This window comes from Sphingomonas phyllosphaerae (assembly GCF_029623345.1).
In the GTDB taxonomy this organism is placed as follows: Bacteria; Pseudomonadota; Alphaproteobacteria; order Sphingomonadales; family Sphingomonadaceae; genus Sphingomonas; species Sphingomonas phyllosphaerae_C.
This window is the reverse complement of record NZ_JAPYKH010000039.1, coordinates 1-10,991: the sequence shown is the minus strand read 5'-3', so window position 1 is coordinate 10,991 and position 10,991 is coordinate 1. Positions and strand designations below refer to the sequence as shown.

The window sequence follows — 10,991 nt, the reverse complement described above, 5'->3', positions numbered from 1 at the left end:
CTGCTGGCACGCCGCGAACGCCGCAGCGGCAATCCCGCGGAAGTGCGCCTTTGGTTTGCGCTTCGGCTCCGTCCGGGCGGGTTTAAGTTTCGGCGACAGCATCCGGCCGCCGGCTATGCGCTCGATTTCGCCCGCGTCGCTGCCCGGCTCGCGATCGAGATCGACGGCGAAGTGCATGCGCGTGGCGACCAACTTGCCCGCGATTGTGCGCGTGACGAGGCGCTCGCCTCGCTTGGTTTCGCCACGTTGCGCTTTGTCGCACGCGACGTCTTCGCCGACCTGGACGCGATGGTCACGGCGATCGTCGGCGCATGCCGAGAACGCGCGCCCCTCCACCCCGACGCTGCGCGTCGCGGTCCCCCTCCCCGTGCCGGGAAGGTTCGATAGGTAACCTCATGCTGCCCTCGCTCCTCATCGCCAATCGCGGCGAGATCGCCTGCCGCGTGATCCGCACGGCGCGCGCGCTCGGCGTCCGCACCGTCGCGGTCTATTCCGACGCCGACGCGGACGCGCTCCACGTCCGCCGTGCCGACACCGCGGTCCGGATCGGCCCGCCGCCCGCGCGCGACAGTTACCTGCGCGGCGACCTGATCCTCGCCGCCGCACGCGCGAGCGGCGCCGCCGCGATCCACCCTGGCTACGGCTTTCTGTCAGAGAACGCCGATTTCGCGGCCGCGGTGATCGACGCCGGGCTCATCTGGGTCGGTCCCGACCCCACCAGTATCCGCGCGATGGGGCTCAAGGACGCCGCCAAGCAGCGCATGATCGCCGCCGGCGTGCCCGTCACCCCGGGCTATCTCGGCGAGGACCAGTCGCCCGAGCGGCTCACCGTCGAGGCCGCGCGCATCGGCTATCCCGTCCTCATCAAGGCGGTCGCGGGCGGCGGCGGCAAGGGAATGCGCCGCGTCGACGATCCCGCCGACTTCGCCGCCGCGCTCGCCGCGTGCCGGCGCGAGGCGGCAGCGGCGTTCGGCGACGAACGCGTGCTGATTGAGCGCTACATCCTCGCGCCGCGCCACATTGAGGTGCAGGTGTTCGGCGACCGTGACGGCCAGGTCGTCCACCTGTTCGAGCGCGACTGCTCGCTCCAGCGCCGTCACCAGAAGGTGATCGAGGAGGCGCCCGCACCCGGCATGGATGCGGCCACCCGCGCCGCGGTGTGCGACGCCGCTGTACGCGCCGCCCGCGCGGTAAATTATGTCGGGGCGGGGACGATCGAGTTCATCGCCGATGCGAGCGAGGGCCTGCGGGCCGATCGCGTGTGGTTTATGGAGATGAACACGCGGCTCCAGGTGGAGCATCCCGTCACCGAGGCGATCACTGGCGTCGATCTGGTCGAGTGGCAGCTCCGCGTCGCCGGCGGCGAGCCGCTGCCGCGGCGCCAGGACCAGCTCGCGATCAGCGGCCACGCGATCGAGGCACGGCTCTACGCCGAGGATCCCGCACGCGGCTTCCTGCCCTCGACGGGTCGGCTGACCGCGTTCCGGCCCGGTCCGGGCGTGCGGGTGGACACCGGGGTGGAGCAGGGCGCGACGATCTCGCCGCACTATGACCCGATGATCGCCAAGCTGATCGCGCACGCCGATACGCGTGACGCCGCGCGGGCGCGGCTCGGCGCGGCGCTGGCGGAGACGCAGATCTGGCCGGTGCGCACCAACGCGGGGTTCCTGGTGCGCGCGCTCGACCATCCCGACTTCGCGGCGGGCGCGGTCGACACCGGCTTGATCGAACGCGCCGGCGCCGCGCTGATGCCGCCCGAGCGGCCCAGCGAGGGTGCGCTCACTGCCGCCGCGGGTGAGCTGACGGGCGTCGCGCTCGTATCCGGTTTCCGGCTCAACGCGCCGCCGCGACGCACCGCGGCCTTCCTGCTCGACGGGCATCCGGCCGAGGTGGCGCTCGGCAACGACGTCCCGCCGGGTGAGCAGCACGATCAGGTGCTGATTACCGAAGCCGGCCAGACCTACGCGCTGACGCCGTTCCGCGCCTCGGCGGCGGGCGGCGGCGCCGCGGGCGACGGCGCGATCGTCGCCCCGATGCCGGGGCGCGTCATCGCGGTCGAGGTCAGCGCAGGCGAGCGCGTCCGCGCGGGGCAGCGGCTCGTCACGCTGGAAGCGATGAAGATGGAGCACAGCCTTTCCGCGCCGTTCGACGGCGTGATCGCCGCGCTCGACGTCGCCGTCGGGTCGCAGGTGGCCGACGGGGCGGCGCTGGTGCGGGTCGAGCGGGAGGACGCGTGATGGCGGGGCGCCACTATGACGAATGGGCGGTCGGCGACCGGGTCGAGCACCCGATCCGTCGCACCGTCACCGAGACCGACAACCTGCTGTTCTCGACAATGACGCACAACCCGCAACCGCTTCACCTCGACGCCGAGGCGGCGCGCGCGTCCGAGTTCGGGCAGATCCTGGTCAACGGCACCTTCACCTTCGCGCTGATGGTCGGCCTGTCGGTCGGCGAGACAACGCTGGGGACGCTGGTCGCCAATCTGGGTTATGACAAGGTCGTGATGCCCGCGCCGGTGTTCATCGGCGATACGCTGCGCGCCTCGAGCGCCGTGACCGCGCTACGCGACAGCCGCTCAAGATCAGAGGCGGGTCTGGTGACCTTCGAGCACCGCCTGCACAATCAGCGCGACGAGCTGGTGTGCCAGTGCCTGCGCACAGCGTTGCTGACGCGGAGGAAGTAAGGGGAAGCTCGCGTTGGGTGACGACGCGCCGGATGCCGGCCGAGTGCCCGACAACGGCCGGGGCCGGTCGGTATAGCTGTGGAGCGTGTTACGAACGTTCCCCCCGCCCGGGAACAGCGTGCGGAGAGCACGCGAGCTCAAGCACAGGCGCCGCATCGCACAGCGTTCCATCCCGTTTCTGGGTGTTTCCACCGACCGCGCGGCGCACTAGAGGAAGCGCGATGACCCAGCGTCCCCCTCTCCCACACCGCCGCCTGCTCCGGCGCGCCGGCACGTTCGCCGCCACCGTCGCGCTGGTCGCGCCCGCCGCGGCGCAGGTCGCCGCGCCCGCGATCCCGACGACTACCCAGGTCCCCGCCGCTCCGGTGCCGCCCGCGCCGGTGCCGGTCATCCCCGTTCTTCCGGTGGCGCCGAGCGTTCCGCTGCCGACGCTCAACGCGGCGCAGCGCCAGCAGCTCGCCACGCTGATCGCGGACGACGAAATGGTGCAGGGGCTGCGGCTGACGCGGCGTACCGACCTCGACTCGCTCGATTCCGCCGCGATGGTGCGCGCGGCACTCGATCACGCCCGCGCGGTCCATGCCGGGCGGTTGATGCCCGAGGACTTCCAGAAGGACTGGGGCGTTCGCCCGACCGCCTATGATCCGATGCCGGCCTTCGCCGAGGCAGTGTCGCGCGATCGGCTGTCGAGCTGGCTGCGCTCGCTGCCGCCGCCCTATCAAGGTTATGACACGCTCGTCGCCGGGCTCGCGCGTTATCGTGCCATCGCCGACAAGGGCGGCTGGGGCACGCTCACGGCCACGCCCGCGTTCGGCAGCCGCGGCGCCGACGTGGCCACGCTGCGCGAACGGCTCGCGCTGGAGGATCCGCAGGCACCGCAGTCGGGCGACACGTTCGACGCCGCGCTGCTTGAGGCGGTGCGACGCGCGCAGCGGCGCTACGGGCTCAACCCGGCGGGGCAGGTGGGCGCGCAGACGCTCGCCGCGCTCAACGTACCGGTCGAGCGGCGGATGCGCCAGATCATGGCCAATCTCGAGCGCTGGCGCTGGCTGCCGCCCGAGCTCGACAAGAAGCGGGTCCAGGTCAACATCGCCGCGGCGGTGCTCACCGTGTTCGACGGTGACGAGCCGGTGATGTCGATGCGGGCGGTGACCGGGCGGCCGGGCAACGAGACGCCGATGCTGATCTCCAAGATCAACAGCATCGTGCTCAACCCGCCGTGGAACGTGCCGACGTCGATCGCCACCAAGGAGCTGTGGCCGAAGGAGAAGGCCAGCCCCGGTTATCTCAAGCGCAACGGCTTCCGCGTGATCGATACGGGTAACGGCGGCAAGCGCCTGCAACAATCGTCCGAGAAGAGCGCGCTCGGCCGCTACAAGTTTGATTTCCCCAACGAGTTCGCGGTCTATTTGCACGATACACCGGCGCGCTCGGGCTTCTCGCGCTTCGACCGCTTGTCGAGCCACGGCTGCGTGCGGCTGGAGAAGCCGGCCGACCTGGCGCGGCTGATGCTACGCGACACTCCCGACTGGCCGCCCGAGACGATCGACTCGACCGTGGCGGCGGGCAAGACGGTGCGCGCGGCGATGGCGACACCGGTCAGCGTCTATCTGCTCTATTGGACGGCTTTCGCCAGCCCGAGCGGGCAGGTAGGCTTCCGCGAGGATCCGTACAGCTGGGACGCGCGGCTCGCCGCCAGCGTCGAGCGGCGCTCGGCGGTACAGGTGCAGGTGGCGGCGCGATGAGGACGATGACGATGACGAAGCGATTGATGCTCCCGCTGCTCGCGACTGCCGCGCTGGCGATCGCCGGCTGCTCGCGCGAGCCCGCGCCGGCGCCAGAGCCGACGCCCAGCGAGGAGACGCTGTCGACGCCTGAGCCGACGCCGACTCCCGAGCCCTCGCCGGTCGCGTCACCGAGCGAGCTCACCAACGCCACCGCGGCGCTGCCGCCCGAGGAGAAGCCTGCGCCCGACGAGCAGATGCTCGACGATGCGTCGGCGACCGGGATGACCGCGCGCGCCAAGCGGGACGCCGAGCACGACTGATCCCGCGAAGGCGGTGAGGTCGACGCTAAAATGGATCGGTTCGGGCTTGACCACGGTTAGCGCGCGCAGAACTATCCCAACTACTACGTAGGTAGTAGTTATAGGGGATAGGAAGGTGGCCTTCGTGCCCTTCGACGAGGAGCGGCGGCTTAAAGCGGTCGAGCGCGTGTGGCAGCCCGCACGTGATCAGCAGGCCGCGCTGCAGGATTTGGTGGAGGAAGCGGCGCGCGTGGCGCACACGCCGATCGCGGCGATCTCGATCGTCGACCGTCGGCGCCAATGCTTCGTCTCCAAGACCGGTGACGTCGAAGATGAAATGCCGCGTGCCATCTCCTTCTGCGCGCACGCTATCCACTGCCCGGGCGAGCCGATGATCGTGCCCGACGCGCGTGACGACAAGCGGTTCTTCGACAATCCGCTCGTCACCGCGGCGCCGTTCATCCGGTTCTACGCCGGCCTGCCGCTGGTCGACCGCGCCGGCTATCCGCTCGGCGCGCTGTGCGTGATCGACGACAAGCTTCATGACGTGCTGCCCGATCTCTTTCGGCTGGGCGAGCTCGCGCGCGGGGTGGAGCGACTGATCGCGCATTGACGCGCCACGTCGCATGGCCGAGAGGCGTACGGCATAATCCAAGTTATGCGGGGCGCATGGGCGCGACCACGTCGAGGGAGACGGATGAAGAAGCGCATCATGCTGGTCGAGGACGATCCGACCCATCGTAAACTCTATTCCTCCTGGCTGAAGATCGGCGGCTACGACCCGCGCGTGATCGAGGACGAGCGTGGCGCGCTTGACGCCGCCAAGACGATCGCGCCCGACGCGATCATCGTCGACATCCGCCTGCCCAATGTCAGTGGGCTCGACGTGATCGAGACCTTGAAGGGGGCACCCGCCACGCGCGCGATCCCGGTGATGGCGCTCACCGTGTTGCAGAGCCAGCATGACATGGATGCCTGCTATGCCGCCGGCGCCGACGCCTTCGTGTCTAAGCCCGATCATATCGCGAGCTTCCTCGACAAGGTCTCGGACCTGCTGCGGTGACGCGGTGCGCGCTCGCGCGGGGAGGGTGGCAGGTGACATGGCGGATACGGTGAGAAGGTGAGCCATTCCGTCATGCCGGGCTTGGGCTGGCACCTATGGCGCCGCCTCGGCGCCGCGCGTAGCGCTCGCGGCACGATGGATCGCAGCCTTTGCCGGGATGACGGACTGCGTGAGAGTGAGACCGGTCTTTGCGCCGCCCTACCTGTCGCGGAGCCTGTCGGCGGGCAAGTTTCAATCCATTCCACATGCGGCAGCGGTGTCGCTCGCGCTCCTTTCACGCCTCCGCGCTTTCGCGTTTCCGCGCGATCATTTTTCTTGCCTCTGTTGACGCTCCTCGCCGGCCAATCTCAGATACTTATGCGTCGGGATCTCACCGCGGCCGGTAGGCGATCTCCGCGGTGCCCTGCGCGCGCACCGGCAGGAACAGCCCCGCGCCGGTGACCTGCAACTGACCGTTCTCCACCGAGGTGACATCGGTCGAGAGGAAGAAGTCGCCCTGCTGCCGCGCGCCGATCGCGCGCTGCGCCTTGCCGAGCACCTCGGCATAGTCGCCATGGAAATCGTACTGAAGCGCGAGTGCGACCGCGCGCTGCACCTGCGCCTCGCCGAGCAGGCGGATCAGCAGATCGAGCGCTGTGGAGTCGGTGCGCGCCACGAGCTGGACATCGCGCGCGCGCACCAGCTGCGAGCGGGGATCATTGTACGGCACCGCGGTAAGCCAAGCCTCCCCTTTGGTCGAGGCGCTGCCGATTGCGCGCGGCGTCACCTTGGCCTGTACGCCTACCGCTAGCCGGCCGCCCTGCGTGGCGTAGACGGTAACCTTGCCGAAGGCGACGTCGACCGGTCCGACGCCGGTGACACTGATCCCGCGCGCGGCGAGCTTGCGCAGCGTGCGCTCCACTACCGGCTCGAGCGTGCCATAGTCGGCCAGCACCGGCACCGAGAAGCGCAACCCGGCGCGCTCGCCTACCCGCGTCGGGGCGGGCAGCGGCGTCACTGCCGGGTCGGGTGGGCGCTGGCCGACGAACGTTTCGGTCAACGCCTCGGCGGCGAGCGTCAGCCGCAGCGTACGGCCTTCGACACGATAGCCTCCGAAGCCGAGCGCGCGCGGGGTCACACGCAGCCAGGCGGGCGGGTTGCGCTTGCTCAGCGCGATCGACGTAAAGCCCTGCGGCCAGAGTTGCGCCAGCTGGTCGCGCAGGTGCAGCTTGGCGAGCTGGCGCGGCAAGTCGCCTTCGAGCTTGCGGACGATGCCCTTCAGCTTGGCGTCGGCGCGCGAGGTGAAGGTGACACGCTGCCCCGCGACGTCGACACCGGGCTCCTCGCGCCAGTCATAGGCGATGTCGAGCTTGGCGGTGGGCTGCCAGTCGCCCACGATGCCGAGCCGTCCGGTGGCGCGCACCGTCGCGCTGCCGGTGACGGTCTTGCTCAGCACGCCGCCGACGTTCTGCGCGGTGACCGCTGCGCTCACGGGCATCACCAGGTCGAGCCGCTCGCCCCGCCCCGACAGTCGGATCGCGCCGCGCGTGACCTGGCCGACGAGACGGCAGCCGAGATCGGGCAGCACCTTCACCTTGCCGATGCCGAGATCGAGCTTTTTGGCAGCGACGCAGCGGTCGCGATGCTCGTCGATCGTCCACAGGACGCGTGGCGTCTCCTTGTTAAGCCCACGCTCGAGCGCGCCGAGATCGGCGGTGACGGGCACGACGATCGTGGAGCTCTCCGCCGGCAGCTGCCCCGCCGCGGCCTGGACGCGTGGCGGCGCGGGTGTGTCGTGCTGCTTGCCGCACCCGCTCAGCAGCGCGGCCGCGCCGGCGAGGGTGAGCAGTGTGGGGCTGGGGGCGGAGAAGGCGGTACGGGGCACGATCGACTCCCCGAAGGGCGGCTGGGCGCCGCGCCGTCGGCCAGTCGATTGATCCGTGGCGTTGACCTGGGTGTCAATAGCGGCGAGCGGATGCAGGCACGCGGCTCGCGTCACCTCCTCGTGGCTCCTCCGTCGCCGTGCCACCCCGGCGATCGCGCGATCGGCCGTCGCGGCTCTCCAGTTTGTGTCACCCAAGAACCCTCCCGTGCGTCACCCCGGCGAAGGTCGGAGTCGAGTCGCGGGGCCTGAGCGAGGGTAAGCAGCGACCTGCCTCCATCTTCTGCCAGGTGGTGGCATGTACCGCTTTCGAGTGCTGAGAGCGCGGCGCGGTGGATGCGGCCTGCGCCGGGACGACGAGAGGAGCGCGTAAAGTGCTGTCTTACCGCGGCGCAGCAGCATGCCGCCTATCTCGCCACCCGGCAGCACGAGCAGCGACCACGCCTCATCCGTTAGAACGCCGGCTCGTCGCCGGGGTCGGCGGCGACGTGGATGCCGCATTCCACCTTGTCCCACCCGCGCCATCGCCCCGCACGTGGGTCCTCGCCGGGACGGACCTTGGAGGTGCACGGCGCGCAGCCGATCGAGAGATAGCCCTGCGCCTCGAGCGGATGGCGCGGCAGATCATGCTCGGTGAAATACGCGTCGAGCCGCTCCTTCGGCCAGTCGGCGAGCGGGTTGATCTTGAGCCGGCCTTCGTCGACCTCCACGCGCGGGATCGCGCGCCGGGTCGACGCCTGGAAGCCCTTGCGCCCCGAGATCCACGCCGCGAACGGCAGCAAGGCGCGCCGCAGCGGCTCGACCTTGCGCAGCTCGCAGCAGCCGTCGGGATCGTACGACCAGCGCAGGCCTTTCTCGTCCTTGAGCCGGAGCAGCCGCGGGTCGGGGCGGAACACGCGGAGGTCGGTGAAGCCGAGCCGCTCGGCGAGCTCGTCGCGATAGGCGAGCGTCTCGCCGAACATCTTCTGCGTATTGGTGAAGATCACCGGCACGTCGCGATCCGCCGCGGCGACCATATGGAGCAGCACCGCCGATTCCGCACCGAACGACGAGACCGCCGCGATCCGCCCCTTGAGCGGTCCGGCGATCAGCTCGGCGAGCAGCTCGGGCGCGGTGGCGTCGGCGTAGCGCGCGTCGAGCGCCGCGGCTTCCTCCGCCGAGAAGGCGGGCGTGACGTCGATCGTGTCGAGCTGGCGCGCGGGCTCACCCATGGCGCAGTTTCCATACCGGCACCAGGGCGTCCGCCGCGCGCTGATAGGGCGTCGGGTAGCGCGCCAGCGAGCGCTCCAATACGGCCGCATCGATCGCGGTCTCGGGCGCGAAACTGTCGAAGCCACACCGGCGCATGTGCGGGATCTGGTCGACCAGCACGTCGCCCGCGGCGCGCAGCTCGCCGGCATAGCCCGCCTCACGCAGGATCCGCGCGCTGGAATAGCCGCGCCCGTCGCGGAAGCTGGGGAACGACACCTCGACGAGCGCGAGCCGCTCCAGGTGCGGCAGCAGCGCGCGGGCGTCGTCGCCCGCCTCGAGCCGCACCGCGCCGGCGTTGGTCTGGCCGGCGACGAACGAGTCGAGCGTCACCGCGGGCTCGTCGTGCGCCTCGTCGTCGCGGTAACGCAGCACGTTGTCGCTCATGTGGTGATCCTCCGGGCGCGCGGCTCAACCATAGATCGCTTCCTTGAACGGTTGCATGCCGACGCGGCGATAGGTGTCGACGAAGCGCTCGCCCTGTTCGCGCACCTGGAGATAGGTGTCGGTGACGCGCTCGATCGCGTCGACCACGCCGTCCTCGTCGAAGCCGGGGCCGGTGATGCGGCCGAGGCTGACGTCCTCCGCGCCGGAGCCGCCGAGCAGCAGCTGATAATTCTCGGTGCCTTTCTTGTCGACGCCGAGAATGCCGATATGCCCGGCGTGATGGTGGCCGCAGGCATTGATGCAGCCGGAGATCTTGAGCTTGAGCTCGCCCAGGTCGCGTTGCCGCCCGGCGTCGGCGAAGCGCTGGCCGATCTTCTGCGCCAGCGGGATCGAGCGCGCGTTGGCGAGCGCGCAATAGTCGAGGCCCGGGCAGGCGATGATGTCGCTGATCAGGTCGAGGTTGGCCTCGGCCAGCCCTGTCTCGGCGAGCTGCTGCCACACCGCGTACAGGTCGGCCTTGCGGACGTGCGGCAGGACGATGTTCTGCGCGTGGGTGACGCGCAGCTCGTCGGCGCTGTAATGCTCGGCGAGATCGGCCATCACGTCGATCTGCTCGGCCGAGGCGTCGCCGGGGATGCCGCCGATCGGCTTGAGCGAGATGTTGACGATCGCATAGCCCGGCTGCTTGTGCGGCTTGACGTTCTGGTCGAGCCAGAGTGCGAAGTCAGGGTCAGCGCGGTCGACGCTGTCCGGCGCAGCGGCATCGAAGGGCGGCGGCGCGAACATCGCGGTGATGCGCGCCAGCTCGGCCGCGGGCGGATCGATGCCGAGCAGCTTGACCGCGCGGAACTCCTCCTCGACCTGGCGACGGTACTCGTCGGCGCCGATCTCGTGGAGCAGGATCTTGATCCGCGCCTTGTAGATGTTGTCACGGCGGCCGTAGCGATTGTAGACGCGCAGGCACGCCTCGAGATAGCTCATCAGCTCGTCCGCGCTGACGAAGTCGCGGATCAGCGGCGCGATCATCGGCGTCCGCCCCATGCCGCCGCCGACATAGACGCGCGCGCCCAACACGCCGTCCTGCTCGATCAGCTGGAGCCCGATGTCGTGAAGCCGCATCGCCGCGCGGTCCTCGTCGGCGGCGATCACCGCAATCTTGAACTTGCGCGGCAGGTAGGTGAACTCGGGGTGGAAGGTGCTCCACTGGCGCAGCAGCTCGGCCCAGGGGCGCGGGTCGGTGACCTCGTCCGCCGCGGCACCGGCGTATTGATCGGAGCTGATGTTGCGGATGCAATTGCCGCTGGTCTGGATCGCGTGCATCTCCACCGTCGCCAGCTCGGCCAGGATGTCGGCGGCGTCCTCGAGCTTGATCCAATTGTACTGGATGTTCTGGCGCGTGGTGAAATGGCCGTAGCCGCGATCGTATTTGCGCGCGACATGGGCCAACATCCGCGTCTGGCGCGCGTTGAGCGTGCCATAGGGCACCGCGACGCGCAGCATATAGGCGTGGAGCTGGAGGTAGAGACCGTTCATCAGCCGCAGCGGCTTGAACTGATCCTCGCTCAGCTCGCCCGCGAGCCGGCGCGCGCACTGGTCGCGGAACTCCTCGACCCGTGCGTCCACGATCGCCTGATCATATTCGTCGTAACGGTACATAGTATGTCCTTATTCCTCCCCCGGGACGGGGAAGGGGACCACTCGCCGCAGGCGAGTGGTGGAG

At 69.8% G+C, this 10,991-nt stretch carries 11 protein-coding genes; 7 read left to right on the top strand and 4 right to left on the bottom strand.

Features of this window, described 5'->3' with window-relative positions; all coding sequences use genetic code 11:
- Positions 1 to 42: 42 nt before the first annotated feature.
- The 7 genes from QBJ89_RS19640 (at position 43) to QBJ89_RS19610 (ending at position 5,775) form a co-directional block, all read left to right on the top strand.
- The gene (locus QBJ89_RS19640) at positions 43 to 387 is read left to right on the top strand and encodes an endonuclease domain-containing protein (RefSeq protein ID WP_277982154.1); all 345 of its coding nucleotides are present in this window, start codon (positions 43 to 45) and stop codon (positions 385 to 387) included.
- Positions 388 to 395: 8 nt separating this feature from the next.
- Positions 396 to 2,237: an acetyl/propionyl/methylcrotonyl-CoA carboxylase subunit alpha gene (locus QBJ89_RS19635; protein ID WP_277982153.1), complete on the top strand. Its 1,842-nt coding sequence runs from the start codon at positions 396 to 398 to the stop codon at positions 2,235 to 2,237.
- Positions 2,237 to 2,686, top strand: coding sequence for a MaoC family dehydratase (locus QBJ89_RS19630; protein ID WP_277982152.1), 450 nt, complete (start codon positions 2,237 to 2,239; stop codon positions 2,684 to 2,686). The genes QBJ89_RS19635 and QBJ89_RS19630 overlap by 1 nt, the downstream gene beginning before the upstream one ends.
- A gap of 221 nt (positions 2,687 to 2,907) precedes the next feature.
- Positions 2,908 to 4,431, top strand: coding sequence for a L,D-transpeptidase family protein (locus tag QBJ89_RS19625; protein ID WP_277982151.1), 1,524 nt, complete (start codon positions 2,908 to 2,910; stop codon positions 4,429 to 4,431).
- Between the two features lie 11 nt (positions 4,432 to 4,442).
- The gene (locus tag QBJ89_RS19620) at positions 4,443 to 4,733 is read left to right on the top strand and encodes a hypothetical protein (protein WP_277982150.1); all 291 of its coding nucleotides are present in this window, start codon (positions 4,443 to 4,445) and stop codon (positions 4,731 to 4,733) included.
- A 115-nt stretch (positions 4,734 to 4,848) separates the two neighbouring features.
- Positions 4,849 to 5,325: a GAF domain-containing protein gene (locus tag QBJ89_RS19615; RefSeq protein WP_277982149.1), complete on the top strand. Its 477-nt coding sequence runs from the start codon at positions 4,849 to 4,851 to the stop codon at positions 5,323 to 5,325.
- Between the two features lie 84 nt (positions 5,326 to 5,409).
- The gene (locus tag QBJ89_RS19610) at positions 5,410 to 5,775 is read left to right on the top strand and encodes a response regulator (protein ID WP_277982148.1); all 366 of its coding nucleotides are present in this window, start codon (positions 5,410 to 5,412) and stop codon (positions 5,773 to 5,775) included.
- Positions 5,776 to 6,145: 370 nt separating this feature from the next.
- Here the strand turns inward: QBJ89_RS19610 and QBJ89_RS19605 are convergent, their stop codons facing one another.
- From QBJ89_RS19605 to QBJ89_RS19590, 4 genes are all read right to left on the bottom strand, one after another.
- A complete protein-coding gene (locus tag QBJ89_RS19605) occupies positions 6,146 to 7,639 on the bottom strand; it encodes a DUF4403 family protein (protein WP_277982147.1) in 1,494 nt (497 codons plus the stop codon).
- Positions 7,640 to 8,088: 449 nt separating this feature from the next.
- Positions 8,089 to 8,847 (bottom strand): phosphoadenylyl-sulfate reductase, encoded by a 759-nt coding sequence (locus QBJ89_RS19600; RefSeq protein WP_277982146.1) that lies wholly within the window; start codon positions 8,845 to 8,847, stop codon positions 8,089 to 8,091.
- Positions 8,840 to 9,271, bottom strand: coding sequence for a DUF934 domain-containing protein (locus tag QBJ89_RS19595; protein WP_277982145.1), 432 nt, complete (start codon positions 9,269 to 9,271; stop codon positions 8,840 to 8,842). The genes QBJ89_RS19600 and QBJ89_RS19595 overlap by 8 nt, the downstream gene beginning before the upstream one ends.
- A gap of 24 nt (positions 9,272 to 9,295) precedes the next feature.
- Positions 9,296 to 10,927 (bottom strand): nitrite/sulfite reductase, encoded by a 1,632-nt coding sequence (locus QBJ89_RS19590; RefSeq protein ID WP_277982144.1) that lies wholly within the window; start codon positions 10,925 to 10,927, stop codon positions 9,296 to 9,298.
- Positions 10,928 to 10,991 lie beyond the last annotated feature (64 nt).